Below are 17408 nucleotides of genomic sequence, written 5' to 3' on the forward strand. Positions count from 1 at the left end.
CACTGATCCAAGGAGTCGCACATGTCGGTCGGCCTGCTCGCGGTTGTCGATGACATCCTCACCGCTGCGCTCAAGGCGAGCGCGAAGACGGCGGGAGTCGTCATCGACGACGCGGCCGTCACTCCGCAGTACGTGCAGGGCCTCACGCCCGCGAGGGAGCTGCCCGTCGTCTGGCGGATCGCGCTCGGCAGCCTCTTCAACAAGTTCGTCATCATCATCCCGCTCGCGCTGCTGCTCTCGGCGTTCGCACCCGGGGTGCTGCCCTACCTCCTGATCGTCGGCGGCGCCTTCCTCTGCTTCGAGGGGGCCGAGAAGGTCACCGAGTGGTTCGGCGTGCACCACGAGAGCGGCGAGACGGAGTCGCGAGACGAGAAGAAGCTCGTGTTCGGCGCGATCCGCACCGACCTCATCCTGAGCACCGAGATCATGCTGATCGCGCTCGACGGGCTCGACACCGACCTCGGCTTCGGCCAGACGATCGCCGCGCTCGCCGTGATCGGCCTGGGGATGACGCTGCTCGTCTACGGAGCGGTCGCCCTGCTGGTGAAGATCGACGACGTGGGACTCGGGATGATGAAGAACGCGGCCCGCGGCGTCCGGCGCACCGGCGCGCGCATCGTCGCCTCGATGCCGGCGGTGTTCCGCGGCATCAGCATCATCGGCACGCTGGCGATGCTCTGGGTCGGCGGGCACCTCGTGATCGCGAACCTGGCCGAGACGTTCTGGCACGGGCCGGAGGATCTCGTGCACGTCGTCACCGGCGCCGTCGAGGAGGCGGGGCCGGTCGTCGAGTGGATCGCCGACACCGCGGTGTCGATGGTCTTCGGCCTGGTGCTCGGGATGATCATCGTCGGGATCGTGCTGGGCGTCTCGCGGCTGCTCAAGCGCGGTCAGCCGGTCGAGGCGCACTGACGCCCGAGCGCGCGTCGGTGCTCGGAGCCGATAGCGGGAGTCGTGCCGCCGCGGTGCACCGGGCCGGGGGCGTCAAGAATTCAGGAAGGATTCGCCCCTGCGGGCCGAACTACGCGGATCGGGCGGGGTCTCGAGAGATCTGTCCTGAATTCTTCACACCGACCGCCGCTCGACGACGTGACCGCCCCCGGCCCGAGGGCCGGACGCGGTCACATCGTTGAGGTGTCGCGTCAGCTGCAGCTGCGCGCGGCGTACGCGGCCGGGATCACCGTGGTGACCGCCTGCCCGTCGAGGGTGCCCGTCGCGGTGACGGTCGCCTCCCCGGCCGGCACCGAGGCGGCGCGCGTCGTGAACGCGGCGCTCGCGTTCTTGCCCGGCGCGACCGCGGTGAACTGCTTCGAGCCCCAGGCGGAGGCGACCGTCATCGACACCGGGACGGCCGCGTTGTTCAGCGCCGTCACGGTCAGCGTCACCTTGCCGGCGATGCATCGGGTCGTCGCCGTCACCGCGACGGCCAGCGCGGCGGGCGCCTTCAGCGTCACCGTCACCGTCGTCGTGGTGGTGCTCGATCGATCGGCCGAGGTGACCGCGACCGTCGCGACTCCGCCGTTCGCCGTCGTCGGCTGGGTGACGCGCACCGTCGCCGCCGCGTCGGTGGCCACCGCGGTGACCACCGGCATCGTCGTCCCCTCGACGGTCACCGCGTAGGAGGTGCGGGCGGGGTCGAAACCGGCGACGCCGACTCCGTTCACGCGCAGCGCGCCCAGGGTGCCGACCGCGGCGGGCGACGCGACCGACTCGAACAGCTTCACCTCCGACACGATGAGGTGCGTGTTCGAGTAGGCGTTCATCACGACCCGGAACGCGGTCGCGGTGACCGGCGCGAAGCTCGCGACCAGCGTGGGCGCCGTGCCGTCGGCGGGCGACGCGACCGGCTGCGCCGTCTCCCAGCCGGGGACCGAGGTCCAGGTGCCGTCGGCGGCACGGTACTGCAGCTGCGCGCTCTGGGCCCAGCTGGTGCCTCCGTCACGCTGGAACTGCACCGACACCTGCTGCACCTGGCGTGCCGCGGGGAAGGTGTAGGTCAGCGTGCTCTGCGCCGCCTTCGTGCCGCTGACCCAGTTCGACCAGCCCTTGTCGCCGTCGACGCCGTTGCGGGTGCGCTCCGGTCCGAAGCCCGACTCCGACGACGTCGCCGTGGCGACGATGCCCGCATCGGGGTTGACGTTGCGGAGGGTGCCCGCGGTGACGAGCACCGTGAGGGTGGCCGGCAGGGTCGCGCCGTCGGCGGTCGCGGTCCCCGTGATCGTCACCGAGCCGGGCTGTGCGAGCGAGGCGGTGGTGAGCGGCGTCCAGTCCCAGACGACCGGCACCGCGAAGGTGCTGGTCGAGGCTCCGACGCGCGCGGGGACCGTGGCGGGAGCCGCGGCCTTCACCCCGGCGACGCTCGCTCCGGAGGCGACGGTGATCGAGACCGGGTCGGTCGCGGTCAGCCCGCCGACGTCGACGAGCGCGGTGACCGCGATGCTCTGACCGAAGAGGTCGGTCGCGGTTCCCGGCACCTCGACGCGGCCGGCACTGCCGTAGGCCGAGTCGGCCGGGCGCTGCCAGGTCACGGCGACCGGCGAGCCGGCGCCCCAGGCGTACTGCGGGGTGATCGACGGGGGCAGCGACGGAGCGACGCCCACGGTGGTGCGGACGGCGACCGTCTGGCCGGTGGCCGGCGCGAGGTCGCGGAGGCTCCACGACTGGTTCGCTCCGCCGTTCGAGCCGTAGACGCCGACGGTGGTGTTCTCGGCGCTCGACTGGCCGTTGACGTCGAGCGACTGGGCGATCGACTCGTTGACGAGCGTGAAGGTCACGCCGTCGGTCGAGTTGACGATCCAGCGGGTCGCGGCCGTGCCCTTCGCGGCGTCGACCGACACCGAGCGCAGGTCGGTCCCGGCGGTCGTCGCGCCGAGCACGCGTCCGTCGCTGGTCTGGAGGACCACGCGGCGGGTGGCCTCGCGCTCGCCGGCCGGCACCTCGTGCACGGTCCAGGTCTGCTTCGCGGCGGCGGTGGAGTCGGTCGCGAGCGTCGTGATCGTCGTCGCGGCCGCGGTGGTCGTCGCGGTCAGGGCCTTGCCGCTCTGCGTGCCGACCAGCTGGTAGTGGTGGCCGTCGCGCAGCGCGGGGGCGGAGTCGGCGACTCCGGAGACCCCGTCGATGTCGAAGGTGGTGACCGACTTCGCGGGGACCGTGATCGTCGCGGTGCGCGACTCCCGATCGATGACGACCGGGGCCTTCTCGACGAGCGCGTTGCCGGTGGGGTCGGCGGCCGACGAGGCCTGCGTGGTCACGTAGGGGGTGACGCTCGCGCCGTCGGCGATCGTGCCGAAGCGCGAGAGGTCGAGCGTGACGGTCTTCGACGTGGTCGCCGTGTTGCTGTGCACGATCGTCGCGCCCGAGCCGTCAGCGCGGATCGCGGCGGTGCTGGCGGTGTCGTTCACCGACATCAGGCGGTCGCCCTCGTGGATGAACGTCGTGAAGTTGCGGATGGTGTTGAACTTCGAGTTGGTCTCGACGCCGCAGACCGGGGCCTTCGTGGAGTCGCCTCCCGCGTCGGCGACGCGGCGGGCCGACTTCCAGACCTCGCCCCCCGCCTCCTGGTAGGGCTCGCAGTCGAGGTCGATGAAGATCGAGCCCCAGTTGAGGTTCTCGCCCTTCGGGCTCATGTTGTAGAGGTCCTCGACCGGCTGCCAGAGCACCCAGGCCTTCGGCTCGAGCTCGCGGAGGTCGTCGGTGATGCGGCTCGCGATGCCGAGGCCGTTCTCGATGTTCACCGGGTCGTAGCCCTGGACCCAGTTGCCCTCGATCTCGCTCATCCACAGGTCGGTGTCGGCCTGCTTCGCGAGGTCGCGGACGGCGAGGCGGCCCGACGTGCCGTAGGTGTGGACGTTCATCCGGTCGACCTCGTCGCGGATCGCCTGCGGGTAGGCCGCCCAGTCGGTCTGGAAGATGCCGGGGTTGGTCTCGTCCATCGCGGCGAGTCCGGCGTCGGTGGTCGAGGCCTCGAGAGCCGCGACGACGTCGGGGATGAGGCCTACCTGACGGGTCGGGCCGACGTGCATGCCCTCCTGGCGGCCACCGGTCGGGACGCCGTTCGTGAGCTGCGTGCCCCAGTAGTTGGTGTTCGGCTCGTTGAACGGGTCGAGGGTGTCGAACTCGATGCCGTACTCGTCCTCCAGGTGCCCGGTGACGGTCACCAGGTACTCGGCGAACTGCTGCTCGGCGGCGGGCTTCAGCTGCTCGCTCGAGGCGTTGAAGCCTCCGGAGACGTAGCCGCTCTCGGTCATGAAGTAGGGGGCGGAGTTGGCGAACGCCTCCCAGTGCGAGATCTGCTGCTCCTCGGCGAGCCGCTCGACCCACCAGCGCTGCGTCTCGTCGGCGGTCCAGTCGTAGGAGGCGGGGTCGCCCGCGTCCCACTCGGCCAGAAGGGCGTCGCGGTCGGCGAAATTCGTGGAGGTGCCGCCGTAGATGTCGGCGTCTCCGGTGGGGTTCGGCTGCCACCAGCCCTCGACGGCGCCGCCGGGGCGGAGGTAGTCGGTCACGTCGGAGGCGTTGCCGCCGCCGATGTTGTAGCGCGCGATGTTCAGGTCGAGGCCGTCCTCGCCGAACACCTTCTGATACAGCTCCTCGCGGAGCGCCTCGGGGTAGTTGCCGGTCGCGTTCGCGAACCAGACGAGGGAGGTGCCCCAGCCCTCGTAGGCCTCACCCGCCGTCGCGGGGTTGGGGATGATCCGTGCCGCGTCGGCGGCCTCGGCCGGTTCGGCTGCGACGGGGAGCGCGAGGAGCGCTCCGGCTGCCAGGGCGGCGCTCGTGGCGAGCGCGGCGAGTCTTCTCGCGGACATCGACATTGATGCGGTCTCTCTTTCGCCTGTGAAAGTCGAGGTGTTCACGTGAACACTCTCAGGAGGCCGACCCTACATGTTCACGTCAACAACCGGAAGGTGCATGCGGCCACCCGCTGCCGGCCGGGGCGCGCGCGAGTGTCCAAGAGTTGTCGCACTCGGTGGTCGAGTACGACAACTTTCGGAGAGTGGACGAGGGCGGAGTGGGGGCCGGGTGCGGGTGCGGGGCGAGGGCCCGGTGCGGGTTCGGGTGCGTGAGAAGCGGCGGCGCGAGTGTCCAAGAGTTGTCGCACTCGAGGGTCGAGTACGACAACTTTCGGACAGTGGGCGAGAGCGGAACAGGGCCCGGGTGGATGCGGCGGCTCGAGTGTTCAAAAGTTGTCGCACTCGGTGGTCGAGAACGACAACTCTTGGAGAGCGGGGCAGCGGGGCAGCGGGGCGCGGGGGTGGGGCGCGCTCGGCGTCAGGGGTGCGCGGGCGGGTCGCACGCCTCCGGGGCCGGGTCGGGCGCGGGCACGCTGTGCACGAGCACGGTGTGGCCGACGTGGGCGAGGCCCAGCTCGAGGAAGTCGCGCACGTGCTCGTCGGCGAGCGCGTACTCGGCGGTCCGGCCCTCGCGGTGCACCTCGACGACGCGGTGCGAGCGGAGCAGGCGCAGGGCGTGCGAGGTCGCCGACGGGCTGAGACCGCTCCGCTCCGAGAGCTCACCCACCCGGAGGGGGCCGCCGAGCAGGGCGAGCAGGATCCGCATCCGCCCCGGGTCGCCGAGCAGCCCGAAGACGTCGGCCAGGTCGGCGATCGCCGCGTCGGAGGGGCGGGCGGCGACCGCCGCCGGGTCGCCGGACGGGCGGGGGGTGTCGGCTGGCATGGCTCCTCCGGAGTCGTGAGGCGGGCGGTAAGGCGAGGCGGGCGGGAAGGCGAGGCGGGCGGGACGTGGCGGCTCGATCAGACCCGGTGCGTCTGCTCCGGGAACTCCTCTGGCTCGCACTGGATGGTGGCGTGGTCGATCCCGTGATCCTCCCGCAGGACGGCGAGGACCCCGGTCAGGGCGGTGCGGTAGTCGGCGTCGGGTGCCACCACGATGTGGCCGCTCGCGCTCTCCATGCCCGAGGTGATCGTCCAGACGTGCAGGTCGTGCAGCGCGAGCACTCCCGGCACGGCGCAGACGTCGCGCTCGACCGCGTCGAGGTCGACGTGCGCGGGCGCCGACTCCATCAGGATCCCGAGCGCCTGGCGGGTCAGCGACCAGGTGCGCGGCAGGATCAGCAGCCCGATCAGCACGCCGACGACCGGGTCGGCCCACGCCCAGCCCGTCGTGAGGAGCAGGATCGCCGCGACGACGACTCCGACCGAGCCGAGCGCATCGCCGAGCACCTCGAGCGAGGCTCCGCGCAGGGTGATGCTCTCCTTCGCGCCCGCCGAGAGCAGGCGGAAGCTCACGAGGTTGACGAGCAGTCCGACGATCGCGGTGATCAGGAGGGGGAGGCCGGGGACCGCGGGCGGCTCGGCGAAGCGGCGCACCGCCTCCACGATCACGAAGCCGGCCACGGCGAACAGGAGCAGCCCGTTCGCTAGGGCGGCCAGCACCTCGAGGCGGTAGGAGCCGTAGGTGCGGCCCTTCGCGGCGGGGCGGGCGGCGAGCGAGATCGCCGCGATCGACATGCCGAGGGCGATCACATCGGTGCCCATGTGGGCCGCGTCCGAGATGAGGGCGAGGGAGCCGGAGCTGATGCCGACGACGAACTCGACGACCATGTAGGCCGCGGTGAGGGCGAAGGCGAGGACGAGGGGTCGCCGGTGACGCGCGGCGGCCGAGCCGGCCGGGCCGCCCGACGGGATTCCGTGCGTGTGCCCCATGGTCACCCCTCCTCTGAACGCCTGTTCATATGAACAGTCTCGCACACGTCAGGGGAGGTGCGGTCTCACGTGACCGGGTCGGTCGGGCGGGGGCGCGGGTCGACGCGGTCCCAGAGGGTCTCGAGCGGATCCTCGGCGTCGACCCCGACGGTCCGGAGGTTCTGCCGGCGCTCCGCCTCCGCCGCGGTGATCTCGCCGAGGTGCTCGGAGGCGCGGATCGCGGCCGGCGCGCCGCCGTCGCGAGTGAGGAACGGGTCGGACGGGGTCGCGAGCCGGAACCCGTCGCGGGGGTCGAAGGGGTGCGCGACGATGCCGGTGACCTCGGGCGAGGAGGCGAGCAGCGCCATCGCGACGCGGTCCGCCGCCCGCCAGGCGGTGGCCGACGAGCGCCGCTCGACTCCGACAGGCCCCTCGGGGGTCGTGATCGTCAGCCGCTCGATCTGGGGAAGGAGGCGGAGGATCCGCACCGCCGCCTCGAGGGCCTCCCGGGGCACGGACTCGACCGAGCCGGTGTACACGGGGAGCCACTCCTCCTCCGGGAGGTCACGCCGCCACGAGTCCATCCTGCGTCCTCTCCGTGGGTCCGGGCGCTGCTGGGGCGCCGGCACCAGGGTCCAGGGTGCTGTCCTCAGTCGAATCTATTCCACAGGCGGCGGCAAACCGAGGGCGATCAGGGAGTTCCCCCGGATCTCGGGCATAGCGGTGCGGGCGGGCGGGAACCGCTCCCTCCGGGCGACCTGTCGAGAAGTGCTGGCGCTGAGCGGCGCGGAGCGCCGGCGGGTGCCTGCGGCGTGATGCCTGGTCGATCCACGTGCCCCGGGGTGACCCCGGAGAGGACGGTGCAGCTCGTGCCCCGTCCGCCTCGCCCGGAGGGGGCGGTCGCCCTCAGCCTAGGCTGGTGCGCGGCCGCGGGGGCGGCGGGAGAGGGGGAGTCGTGCAGGGTCGGGACGTGCTCGTCGAGACGCTGACCCACGCGTTCCTCGGGGCGGAGTGGACGCGCGACTCCCTGCGCGCCGCGGCGGTCGACTCCCTCGGCGCTCGCCGTCGGTGGCTCGGCCCGCTGGCGACCGGTGTGCTCGTCGCCTTCCCGCACCCGCCGCTCGATGCGCCCCGCGAGCTCGCCCGCTGCATCGCGGGGCTGCTCCCGGAGCGGGCGCAGCCGGTCGTCGCGCACCTCGCGCCCGTGCCGGCGCGGGCGCTGCCCTCCTCCTCGGCTGTGCCGCGGATCGACGGCCGCGATGACCTCGCTCGGCTGCTCGCGATCACGCCGGCCCAGCTCGACGGGTTCGCCGACCTCGGCCAGTGGAACCGCCGCGCCGCCGAGGGCGCCGTGCAGCACTACGACCACGTCTGGCGCGAGCGCCCGGGGCGCGTTCCGCGGCTGCTCGAGATCCCGCGGGCCCGGCTGCGGGCGGTGCAGCGGACGGTGCTCGAGGAGGTCGTCGGGCTCGCCGCCGTGCACCCTGCGGCGCACGGCTTCGTGCCCGGGCGCAGCGCGATCAGCGGAGCGGCGGTGCATGCGGGCTCGGCGATGCTCGTCACGCTCGACCTGCAGCGCTTCTTCGCGCAGGTGACCGCGCCGCGGGTGTTCGGCCTGCTGCGCGCCGAGGGGCTGCCCGAGGCGGTCGCCTACGCGCTCACGGGGCTCTGCACCCGTCCGGTGCCGATCGCGGTGCTCCGCCGCATGCCGACGGGCGGCGACGTCGAGGCGCGCGCGGCCCTCCGGCGCTCGCTGACCCTCCCGCACCTGCCGCAGGGCGCACCGACCTCGCCGGCGCTCGCGAACCTCGCCCTGCGGCGGCTCGACGCCCGGCTCACCGGCTACGCGGAGGCGGCGGGCGCCCGCTACACGCGCTACGCCGACGATCTCGCGTTCAGCGGCGACGAGCGCTTCGCGCGGCGGGCGGAGGCGTTCGCCCGCGGGGCGGCTCGCATCGTCGAGGACGCCGGGTACGCGGTGAATCCGCAGAAGACGCGGCTGCGCCCGGCGTCGGTGCGCCAGAGCGTGACCGGAGTCGTGGTCAACGTTCACCCGAACGTGCGGCGCGCCGACGTCGACCGGCTGCACGCGATCCTGCACAACTGCGTCGTGCACGGGCCGTCGGGGCAGAACCGTGGGGCGGTGCCCGACTTCGGCGCGCACCTGCTCGGGCGGATCGCGTGGGTGGCCGCGGTGAACCCGGCGCGGGGCGCGAGGCTGCGGGCGCTCTTCGACGCGATCGTCTGGCCGGGGGCCTGAGCCCGGCGGCGGATCGAGACCCCCCGTACCCCGACACGACGGAAGGCCGGCCCCCGAGGGGACCGGCCTTCCGCTCACTGCGGCGTCAGCGGATCACGCGTGGCGCTTGCGGCGCACCAGGGTGAGACCGGCTCCGGCGAGGAGCAGGAACCCGGCGAGGAACGCGAACGGAGCGACGTCGGCTCCCGTGAAGGCGAGGCCCGAGCCTCCGCCCGAGGTGCCGGTCCACGGAGCGGCGCCCGCGGGGTTCGTCGAGGTGGGGGTGGGCTCGGGCGTCGGGGTCGCCGTGGACGGCGCTCCGGCGGCGACGGTGAAGGAGGCGGTCAGGGCGGTGCCCGACTGCGTTCCGGTCAGCGCGACGCTGTACTCGCCGGGCTCGGTGGGAGCGGTGAGCTCGAGCGACACTCCGCCGTCGATGACGTCGGTGGTGCCGATCGCGGTGTCACCGGCGGCGCCGGTGACCTGGCGGTCGCCCTCGAGACCGGAGGCGGTGATGCTCACCGATCCGCCGGGTGCCACGGGGGTGGTCGGCGCCGACAGGACCGCGTCGGCCGAGAAGGCGTCGAGGTCGCGGTCGAGCTGCAGGGCGTTCGCGATGGTGAAGAAGTTGTCGGTCTGGTCGGTGAGGCCGACGACCGCGGCGGCTCCGGGACCGTAGCCCGCGATGCGGACCTGCGAACCCGTGTGCTGCTGCGAGGATCCGGCCTCGGCGGTGCCGTAGGAGACCTTCATGACCGAGCCCTCGGTGGTGAGGAGAGCGGTCGAGAGGGCCGCGGGCGGGGTGTTGTCGACGATCTGCGAGGTGTGGGCGTGGTCGGCCGTCACGATGACCATCGTGTTGCCGTCCTTCTTCGCGAAGTCGAGCGCGACCTGCACGGCCTCATCGAGGTCGATGGTCTCGCCGATCTGGCCGCAGGCGTTGGCGGCGTGGTCCTGCTTGTCGATCGAGGCGCCCTCGACCTGGAGGAAGAAGCCGTCGTCGTCGGTGTTCAGCAGGTCGATCGACTTGGTGGTGAGCGAGGCGAGCGAGAGCTCGTCGGTCAGTCGGTCGGGGTTGGTCTCGCAGCTGACCGGCGCGAGGTCGGCGCCTCCGACGGTCGCCTCCGTCGCGGCGAAGCGCGTCGGGAAGTTGCCCTCGGTGAAGGTGCCGAGGACCGGAGCGGTCTGGTCGGCCGCGGTGACGGCTCCGAGCTCGTCGGCGGTGCCGACGACCTGGTAGCCGCGGTCGGCGGCCTGGTCGAAGAGGGTCTCGCCCTCCCAGTCGCCGGCCTTGGCCGACTGCGTGAAGCTCTCGGAGCCTCCGCCGAGGGTCAGGTCGGCGCGGGTGCCGATGATCTGCTCGCTGATCGAGCCGAGGCCGCCGAGCTCGAGGTAGTCGTCGCCGCCGTTCTCGGACTCGGGGCCGTAGAAGCTGCGCGCGTCGACGTGCGCCGCCTGGACGGCGGGAGTCGCGTCCTGGATCTCGGCGGTCGAGACGTTGCCGGTCTTCTTGCCGTTCGCCTTGGCGATCTCGACGAGGGTGTCCTGCGGGGTGCCGTCGATGTCGACCGAGATGGCGTTGTCGAAGGTCTTGGTGCCGGTGGCCCAGGCGGAGCCGGTCGCGGCGGAGTCCGGCACGTAGTCGGGGAGGCCGTAGCGCTCCTCGTCGCGGTAGAGCGAGTAGGTGGTGTACGAGCCGGTGAGCGGGAGGGCGTCGATGCCGGGCAGCTCGCCCTCGGCGCCGTACTCGTAGTTGCGGGCGACGGTGATCTCGGAGTCGCCCATGCCGTCTCCGATGAGGAGGATGACGTTCTTGGCGGGTCCGTCGACGATCGAGTCCTTGATCATCTGGATCTTGTCGTCGGCGTTGCGGGTGGCGCCGCCGTTCGAGCCGAGGCCGTCCGCGGCGAAGGCCGAGGGCGCCGCGAGGACGGAGATGCCGACGAGGCAGGCCGCGGCGAGCGCAGTGCCGCGGCGAGGAGTGAGATGCATGGTGCTCCAGATCAGTGGGGTGCCGGAGTGCGGCACGACCGCCGCGACAGGAACCCAGGTGACCAGTCGCGGGCGTCCGTTGCGTGAACTCGGGGCGTCCATAGTGTGGCTATCCACAGACCGCTGCGGGCCGCTGCCCAGCGTGCGCTCGCGCCTCCGAGAGGCTGTGCGGTTCGGGCCGGCCGCCGAGGGAACCCGTTCGCGCCGAGACACCGCGGCGCGCGTGGTGTCTCGGTGAGAACGGGTTCCCTCGCGGGGGTGGGGTGGGGTGGGGCGGGGCGGAGGATGGGGGGATGAGGGTGCGGGCAGGCGGGGTGGCGGTGAGTGCGGCGGGGGCGCTGCTGCTGCTCGCCGGGTGCGCGGCGCCTCCGGCCTGCACCGGGATCGGCTGGAGCACCGCGCTGGCGATCGAGCTCGCGGGGCCGGGGCGCGACTCCGTCGCCGAGGTGCGCATCTGCGCGAGCGGGGTGTGCTCGCGGCCGAGCGAGCTCGCCTCGGACGGCTCGCGGTCGTTCCCGGTGCTGCGCGCCGACGACGGCCGGTGGGTGTTCGACCTCGGCATGGAGGCGCCCGATCCGATCGCCGTCACGCTGATCGACCGGCAGGGCGAGGTGCTGCTGAAGCGCGAGGAGCTGATCGAGTGGCGGCTCCTCGACGAGCCGAACGGGCCCGGTTGCGGGTGGCGGGCGGAGTCGAAGGAGCTCTCGATCGACGTCCCCGAGCCCCGCGGCTCGGTCTTCGGCACCCGCTGACCGCGGTCGCAGCCCCGGCGGCGCGCCACTCGCGGCCGACCGGCTGCTAGGGTCGCGGCCGACACGATCCACGGGGCGATCGAGCGATCGCGCCCGGATGGACACGCACCCACGAGAAGGCGGACCCCATGGCCGTGACCCTCCCCGCTCCGAGAACGATCGATCCCGCCTCCGTGCCCGTGCTGCGCTGGGGGATCATCGGCACCGGCATCGCCGACCAGTTCGTCGCCGCCCTGCACGTGCGCTCGACGCAGCGGGCCGTCGCCGTCACCGCGCGCGACGCCGAGAAGACCCGGGCCTTCGCCGAGAAGCACGGCATCCCGACGGTCCACGACTCGGTCGAGGCGCTCGTCGCCGACCCCGAGGTCGACGTCGTCTACGTCTCGACCCCGCACCCGCTGCACCGCAGCCAGGCGCTCGCCGCGATCGCGGCCGGCAAGCACGTCCTCGTCGAGAAGCCGATCGCGATGTCGGCCGAGGAGGCGCGCGAGATCACCGAGGCGGGTCGCGCCGCCGGCGTGCTCGTGATGGAGGCGATGTGGGCGCGCTACCTGCCGCAGGCCGACATCATCCGCCAGGTCGTCGAGAGCGGGGTGCTCGGCGAGCTGCGCCTCGTGCGCGCCGACTTCGGCTTCTCGATCCCCTTCGACCCCGATGGGCGGCTCTGGAACGCCGAGCTCGGCGGAGGCGCGCTGCTCGACGCGGGCGTCTATCCGATCTCGTTCGCCTCGTCGGTGATCGGCGCGCCCTCGCGGGTGAGCGCCTCCGGGGCCACGCATCCCGAGACCGGGGTCGACGCGCGGGCCGACCTGCTGCTCCGCACCGAGGCGGGGCCGCAGGCGCTCGTGTCGACCTCGCTCGAGACGTCGCTGCCGGTCGAGGCGATGATCCTCGGGTCGGAGGGCCGCCTCTCGGTGCACAGCCCCTTCTTCGGGCCGAGCGGCCTGACGCTGACCGTCGGCAGCCTGAGCTCGGCGCAGGAGTCGGAGACCTGGGTCGACGACGGTCCCTGGCCCTACGGCAACCTCGCGTTCCAGGCGACGGCGTTCGCCTCCTACGTCGCGCAGGGCCTGCTCGAGTCGCCGCTGCACCCGCACCACGAGGTGGTGTCGGTGATGGCGACGATCGACGAGGCACGGCGGCAGATCGCGGCGCAGACCCGGAGCGCCTCGGCGGTGCAGCACACCGTCGCCTTCTCGCTCGTGCACGCGGCGGGGTCGGCCGAGGAGGCGGAGTTCCTCTCGAGCGCGCGGCGCACGCTGTCGGCGATCCCCGGGGTGACCGACTTCGTCGTGAACCGGCAGGTGAGCCCGAAGAGCGCGCTGACGTGGCAGTTCTCGATGGTGTTCGCCGATCGGGAGGCGTTCGCGGCCTACGACGCGCACCCGGACCACGTGGAGTTCGTGCAGTCGCGCTGGCTGAGCGAGGTCGCCGAGTTCCAGGAGAACGACTTCGAGGTGCTGCCGCCGGCCTGACCGCCGGCTCGCGGAATCGGCTTCGGCTCGCGGAACCCGGCGAGGACTGGGAGCCTGGGGTGACCCTCGCCTGACGCAGGCGCCCGAGACCAGAAGGCCCCCGATGCGCATCCTCACCTGCCTGCACACCATGGAGGTCGGCGGCAGCCAGATCAACGGCATCGAGCTCGCGGGTCGGATGGCCGCGCTCGGGCACGAGGCGGTCGTCTACGGTCCGCGCGGAGACCTGACGCCGCTCGTCGCCGAGCTCGGTCTCGACTGGGAGGAGGCGCCCGAGAAGGGTCCGCACGTCTCGTTCCGCAGCATGGCGCGCCTGCGCCGCATCGTGCGCGAGCGCCGCATCGACCTGATCCACGCCTACGAGTGGGCGCCGACGATGGATGCGGCGTTCGGGCCGTACCTGATCGACGGCGTGCCCGTGGTCACCACCGTGCTCTCGCCCGAGGTGCCCGACTTCGTGCCGACGGTGTTCCCGATGGTCGTCGGAGTCGTCGAGCTGCTCGAGGAGGAGCGCCGGCGCCGCAGCGACCTGCACCTGATCGAGCCCCCCGTCGACACCGAGCTGAACGCGCCGGTCGACGACGTGACGGCGCTGCGCGAGCGCTTCGACCTCGCCCCCGGCGAGATCGCCGTCGTGACCGTCGCGCGCCTCGTCGCCGACCTCAAGCGGGAGGGGATCCTCGCCGCGATCGAGGCGGTCGGGCGGATCGGCGACGAGCACCGCCTCCGGCTCGTCATCGTCGGCGACGGCGCGGTGCGCGGCGAGCTGCAGGAGGCGGCCGACCGGGTGAACGCGGGCCGGCAGAGGCCGCTCGTCACGCTCACCGGGCAGATGCTCGACCCGCGCGACGCCTACGCCGCGGCCGACATCGTGCTCGGGATGGGGAGCAGCGCCCTGCGCGGGATGGCGTTCGCGAAGCCGCTCGTGGTGCAGGGCGAGCGCGCGTTCTGGCGGTTGCTGACTCCGGAGTCGCTGCCGTTCTTCCTCGAGGGCGGCTGGTACTCGCTGGGCGACGGCGTCGACGGCGCGGGGCGGCTCGCGGGGATCCTGGGGCCGCTCGCCGCGGACGAGGCGCTGCGCCGGAGTCTCGGCCAGCTCGGGCGCGAGGTGGTGGTCGAACGCTTCAGCCTCGCGGCGGCGGCGCGGACCCAGGCCGCCGTCTACGAGGAGGCGGTGGCGGCGCGGCGCTCGCTGCCGCAGCGGGTGCGCGCGCTGGCGCATCCCGCGCTGCGGTACGCGGCGTACCGCGCGTACCTGCTGCGGGCGCGGCTCCGGCGCTGAGTGCAGGCACGGCGACCCTCCCTGGCCGCCGGGCGAGCCCGCTCCGGCCGCTGAGCGCGCACTCCGGGGCGCTCCGGTCGGAGACCCCTGAGAGGACTGCCAGACCGGAGCCCAGGAGTCAACGCCCTCCTGGAAGTACATGCGTACGACATACAGTCCAGAGATCCGGACACGTTCCCCCGCCGCAGGGGGTCGATCGTCGTGGTCACCGGAGGGTCGAAGGGAGTCGAGATGTCGAGGGAAGACGTGACGCCGGGCCGGTTCGCCCGATTCGTGAAGTGGGTGCCCCGCGCAGACGGCTGGGAGCCGCAGTACCTCCGAGGCCGCGTCCTCGCGAAGACCGACGCCGAGTGGATCGTCGAGGTCCTCGGTGAGGAGCAGCGCGTCGTCAAGACCGAGTGGAGCGTCTACCGCTGAGTCAGCGCTGCCGCCCCGGCCCCTGCACTCCGGTGACCGAGACGCTCAGCGCACCCGAAGTGCCCTGCACGCCGCTCGGGGCCGACTCCGGCAGCCGCACCGTCAGGCGGAGGTGATCGGTCGCGCCGACCGCGAGGGCGGGTGATCCCGGCAGGTCGATGCGCCCGCTCGCCGGGCGGTCGGGCGACACCGTGGTCACCGTTCCCGCGCAGCTCGCGCCGTCGGCCGACCACGCCACCGAGCAGCGTTCGAGCGCGAGCTGCACCCCGTCGGAGGCGCTCCCGCCGACGACGGGAGCCGCCGTCTCGAGCTGCAGCGCGGCGATGGTGACCGTGCCGGCGTTCGTGAGGTCGAGGAGGCGGCGGTCGCTGCCTCCCGGCACGAGCCCGGTCACCGGGACCGACAGGTTCGTCACGCCGGTGGCGTCGAACTCGGCCGTGACGACTCCGGCGCCGACGCCCGCGGTCGCGGTGTCGCGCGCGTCGAAGAGGGCCGCCGCACCGGCCGCCGCGCCGAGCACCAGAGCGGCACCGGCGCCGATCGCGACCAGGGCCCGCGGGGATCGACGCCGCCGAGCCGCGCGGTGCGCCCCGCTCACGAGACCACCTCCGAGGGCTTCCGCCAGATGACCACGAGGACCGCGCCGACGACCAGCGCACCGCCCGCCGCGAACAGCGCGAAGCGCGCCTCCGGGTGCGACAGCCAGATGCCGGGCCAGCCGAGCAGCGGCACCACCGCCTCCTCGCGCCAGATCCGCTCGTCGGCGAGGGTCAGGATCCACGGGTCGGCGGAGGAGTTGTTGTCGCCCTTCGTGGTGAGGGCGAGTTCGCCGGCCGACCAGCCGCGCAGCTCCGCCGCCTCCTGCTCGGGGTAGACGAGGGTGACCCGGTGGATCACGCGGCGGGACGGCGCATCCGGGTTGGTGAACACGATGACGTCGCCCGCGCGCACCTCCGTCTGTGCCACCGGGAGGGTCACCGCGAGCGAGCCGACGGGCATCCCGGGCGCCATCGAGTTCGACAGCACCGGCACGAGACGGACGAGTCCGAGTGCCGAGAGCACGAAGACGGCGAGACCGGCGAGGGCGATCAGCCCGACGACTGCGCCGAGCAGGGCGCGGAGGAGTCTCACGACTGCTCCTGACGTCGGCGGGCGAGGGCGGCCAGCAGCGCTCCGCCGCCGAGGGCGAGGAGGCCGCCGAGCAGGGCGGCGCCGAGGTCGCGACCGGTGACGGCGAGACCGTCGGGGCCGGCGGCGCCGGGGACGGAACCGGGAGCGACGGGTTCCGGCGACCCGTCGGCCCGCGTCACGACGACGCGGAGCGCCGCCCGCGTGCCTTCGAGCTCGTTGCCCGCCGCGGAGGGGAAGGCCACGCGCACGCGGACGCCGGTCGTCTCTCCACCCTCGACCGCGCGGACGCCGTCGAGGCTGCCGAGCTCTGCGGCCGGCCCGGCACCGAGCCTCACCTCGTCCCCCGGGCAGAGGTAGCGCGAGATCGTCCGGCCGCCCGCTCGGCGCTCGACGACCGAGAACGAGGTGGAGCAGAGGTCGACGACCAGCTGCAGACCGTTCTGCGGATCGGTGGCGAGAGCGTCGCCTCCGTCGACCGCGAAGCCGACCGAGAGATCGCCGGCGGAAGCGCCGGTCACCTCCACCGCCCACTCGGCGGTGTCACCGGGAGCGAGGTCGCGGAGGGTCGCGGGGGAGGAGAGCTCGCGGACCTCGAGGAGGTCGTCGGCGCTCGCCGAGGGCGCGAGGAGCAGCGCGGCGAGGACGGCGCCGATCGCGCGGGCGTGGGGCATGAGGCTCCGGAGTGACGGGGTCCGCCCCGCCCGAGGAGACGGGCGGGGCGGAGACGGGCGGGTCGGGACTACTTCTGGATGCCGTCGCGCTGGATGGCGGCGGCGGTGAAGGTGATCTCGGCCGCGGCGTTCTCGTAGTCGTTGTCGGCCTCGGTCGGCAGCTCGAGCTCGATCAGCATGTTGAGCGCGACGTCGCCGGCGTCGGAGGGGAAGGTGCCGGTCGCGGTCGGCGTCACGCCGAAGTCGCCGGGCTCGAAGTCGACGGCGGTGCCGAGGTCGGCGAGCACGCCCGTGCTGGTCGGGGTCGCGACCCCGGCGCAGGTGTAGGGGCCCTCGAGTCCGCCGGGGACCGCGGGCGCGTTCACCCACGGCACCGTGCAGGTCGTGATCGTGTAGGTCAGGCCGTCCTCGCCCGTGACGAGCGACTCGCCGGGGCCGTCGAGGGCGGGGTCGTCGGTCCCGAGGGTCTCGCCGTCCTCGACCGCCTGCGAGAAGCGCACGGCCGAGACGAGGTCTCCGTCGTTGGTCGCGTTCGGCAGCTCGAGCACGAGCGGCCGCTGCACGGTGTCGCCGGGAGCGATGTCCTCGACGACGTAGGTGCCGGTCGCCTCGATGTCGAGCTGACCGGCGTCGACGGTGGTCGAGGCGGTGTCGGAGTCGGTGAACACGGCGAAGGCGCCGGCGCCGGCGAGGGCTCCCGCGGCCAGGAGGACTCCGCCGGTGAGGGCGATCTTCTTCCAGCGGCGGTTCGGGGTGGGCTGAGGTGCTGCGGAGGTCATGGCGACCGTTCCTTTCTGGTGGGTGCCCGAGT

Annotated in this window: 15 protein-coding genes; 6 read left to right on the top strand and 9 right to left on the bottom strand. The window is 73.1% G+C overall.

Translation table 11 applies throughout. The annotated features are described in order from the left end of the window. The first annotated feature begins 21 nt into the window (after nt 1–21). Nucleotides 22–912 (top strand): DUF808 domain-containing protein, encoded by an 891-nt coding sequence (locus tag B9Y99_RS17345; protein ID WP_085477912.1) that lies wholly within the window; start codon nt 22–24, stop codon nt 910–912. A gap of 230 nt (nt 913–1142) precedes the next feature. Here B9Y99_RS17345 and B9Y99_RS17350 read toward each other — a convergent pair whose 3' ends face one another. From B9Y99_RS17350 to B9Y99_RS17365, 4 genes are all read right to left on the bottom strand, one after another. Further along, on the bottom strand, nt 1143–4802 hold the full coding sequence (locus tag B9Y99_RS17350; RefSeq protein ID WP_085478092.1) for a glycoside hydrolase: 3660 nt from the start codon (nt 4800–4802) through the stop codon (nt 1143–1145). A gap of 463 nt (nt 4803–5265) precedes the next feature. Next, the gene (locus B9Y99_RS17355) at nt 5266–5670 is read right to left on the bottom strand and encodes an ArsR/SmtB family transcription factor (protein ID WP_085477913.1); all 405 of its coding nucleotides are present in this window, start codon (nt 5668–5670) and stop codon (nt 5266–5268) included. Nucleotides 5671–5747: 77 nt separating this feature from the next. Next, complete coding sequence (locus B9Y99_RS17360) at nt 5748–6659, bottom strand: cation diffusion facilitator family transporter (RefSeq protein ID WP_085477914.1); 912 nt, start codon at nt 6657–6659, stop codon at nt 5748–5750. 65 nt (nt 6660–6724) lie between these two features. Next, entirely contained in the window at nt 6725–7222 is a 498-nt protein-coding gene (locus B9Y99_RS17365) for a hypothetical protein (RefSeq protein WP_085477915.1), read from the bottom strand. Nucleotides 7223–7593: 371 nt separating this feature from the next. Here B9Y99_RS17365 and B9Y99_RS17370 point away from each other — a divergent pair, with 371 nt between their 5' ends. Further along, nucleotides 7594–8898 carry a reverse transcriptase family protein gene (locus tag B9Y99_RS17370; RefSeq protein WP_208857007.1) on the top strand — a complete coding sequence of 435 codons (1305 nt, stop codon included), beginning with the start codon at nt 7594–7596 and terminating at the stop codon, nt 8896–8898. Nucleotides 8899–8991: 93 nt separating this feature from the next. Here B9Y99_RS17370 and phoA read toward each other — a convergent pair whose 3' ends face one another. After that, nucleotides 8992–10869, bottom strand: coding sequence for an alkaline phosphatase (gene phoA / locus B9Y99_RS17375; protein WP_085478094.1), 1878 nt, complete (start codon nt 10867–10869; stop codon nt 8992–8994). A 293-nt stretch (nt 10870–11162) separates the two neighbouring features. On the opposite strand from phoA, the gene B9Y99_RS17380 reads away from it, so the two are divergent. From B9Y99_RS17380 to B9Y99_RS17395, 4 genes are all read left to right on the top strand, one after another. Then, the gene (locus tag B9Y99_RS17380) at nt 11163–11621 is read left to right on the top strand and encodes a hypothetical protein (protein ID WP_129588117.1); all 459 of its coding nucleotides are present in this window, start codon (nt 11163–11165) and stop codon (nt 11619–11621) included. 128 nt (nt 11622–11749) lie between these two features. Then, nucleotides 11750–13096 (top strand): Gfo/Idh/MocA family oxidoreductase, encoded by a 1347-nt coding sequence (locus B9Y99_RS17385; RefSeq protein WP_208857008.1) that lies wholly within the window; start codon nt 11750–11752, stop codon nt 13094–13096. A gap of 103 nt (nt 13097–13199) precedes the next feature. Then, entirely contained in the window at nt 13200–14378 is a 1179-nt protein-coding gene (locus B9Y99_RS17390; RefSeq protein ID WP_085477917.1) for a glycosyltransferase, read from the top strand. Between the two features lie 231 nt (nt 14379–14609). Next, nucleotides 14610–14795: a hypothetical protein gene (locus tag B9Y99_RS17395; RefSeq protein WP_129588118.1), complete on the top strand. Its 186-nt coding sequence runs from the start codon at nt 14610–14612 to the stop codon at nt 14793–14795. A 1-nt stretch (nt 14796) separates the two neighbouring features. Here B9Y99_RS17395 and B9Y99_RS17400 read toward each other — a convergent pair whose 3' ends face one another. From B9Y99_RS17400 to B9Y99_RS17410, 4 genes are all read right to left on the bottom strand, one after another. Next, the gene (locus B9Y99_RS17400; protein WP_085477919.1) at nt 14797–15393 is read right to left on the bottom strand and encodes a hypothetical protein; all 597 of its coding nucleotides are present in this window, start codon (nt 15391–15393) and stop codon (nt 14797–14799) included. Further along, nucleotides 15390–15926: a signal peptidase I gene (locus B9Y99_RS18625; protein WP_129588119.1), complete on the bottom strand. Its 537-nt coding sequence runs from the start codon at nt 15924–15926 to the stop codon at nt 15390–15392. Before B9Y99_RS18625 ends, B9Y99_RS17400 begins: the two co-directional genes overlap by 4 nt. Then, the gene (locus tag B9Y99_RS18630) at nt 15923–16597 is read right to left on the bottom strand and encodes a sortase (protein ID WP_129588120.1); all 675 of its coding nucleotides are present in this window, start codon (nt 16595–16597) and stop codon (nt 15923–15925) included. The genes B9Y99_RS18625 and B9Y99_RS18630 overlap by 4 nt, the downstream gene beginning before the upstream one ends. Before the next feature lie 68 nt (nt 16598–16665). Continuing rightward, entirely contained in the window at nt 16666–17376 is a 711-nt protein-coding gene (locus B9Y99_RS17410; protein WP_085477920.1) for a TasA family protein, read from the bottom strand. Between the last annotated feature and the right edge of the window lie 32 nt (nt 17377–17408).

It is taken from the genome of Rathayibacter oskolensis, from assembly GCF_900177245.1.
Lineage (GTDB): Bacteria > Actinomycetota > Actinomycetes > Actinomycetales > Microbacteriaceae > Rathayibacter > Rathayibacter oskolensis.

What these genes read in the sequence shown, in the direction of transcription:
- B9Y99_RS17345 (WP_085477912.1), top strand. Translation starts at nt 22, where the DNA reads ATGTCGGTCGGCCTGCTCGCGGTTGTCGATGACATCCTCACCGCTGCG.
- B9Y99_RS17350 (WP_085478092.1), bottom strand. Translation starts at nt 4,802, where the DNA reads ATGTCCGCGAGAAGACTCGCCGCGCTCGCCACGAGCGCCGCCCTGGCA.
- B9Y99_RS17355 (WP_085477913.1), bottom strand. Translation starts at nt 5,670, where the DNA reads ATGCCAGCCGACACCCCCCGCCCGTCCGGCGACCCGGCGGCGGTCGCC.
- B9Y99_RS17360 (WP_085477914.1), bottom strand. Translation starts at nt 6,659, where the DNA reads ATGGGGCACACGCACGGAATCCCGTCGGGCGGCCCGGCCGGCTCGGCC.
- B9Y99_RS17365 (WP_085477915.1), bottom strand. Translation starts at nt 7,222, where the DNA reads ATGGACTCGTGGCGGCGTGACCTCCCGGAGGAGGAGTGGCTCCCCGTG.
- phoA (WP_085478094.1), bottom strand. Translation starts at nt 10,869, where the DNA reads ATGCATCTCACTCCTCGCCGCGGCACTGCGCTCGCCGCGGCCTGCCTC.
- B9Y99_RS17380 (WP_129588117.1), top strand. Translation starts at nt 11,163, where the DNA reads ATGAGGGTGCGGGCAGGCGGGGTGGCGGTGAGTGCGGCGGGGGCGCTG.
- B9Y99_RS17385 (WP_208857008.1), top strand. Translation starts at nt 11,750, where the DNA reads ATGGCCGTGACCCTCCCCGCTCCGAGAACGATCGATCCCGCCTCCGTG.
- B9Y99_RS17390 (WP_085477917.1), top strand. Translation starts at nt 13,200, where the DNA reads ATGCGCATCCTCACCTGCCTGCACACCATGGAGGTCGGCGGCAGCCAG.
- B9Y99_RS17395 (WP_129588118.1), top strand. Translation starts at nt 14,610, where the DNA reads ATGTCGAGGGAAGACGTGACGCCGGGCCGGTTCGCCCGATTCGTGAAG.
- B9Y99_RS18630 (WP_129588120.1), bottom strand. Translation starts at nt 16,597, where the DNA reads ATGCCCCACGCCCGCGCGATCGGCGCCGTCCTCGCCGCGCTGCTCCTC.
- B9Y99_RS17410 (WP_085477920.1), bottom strand. Translation starts at nt 17,376, where the DNA reads ATGACCTCCGCAGCACCTCAGCCCACCCCGAACCGCCGCTGGAAGAAG.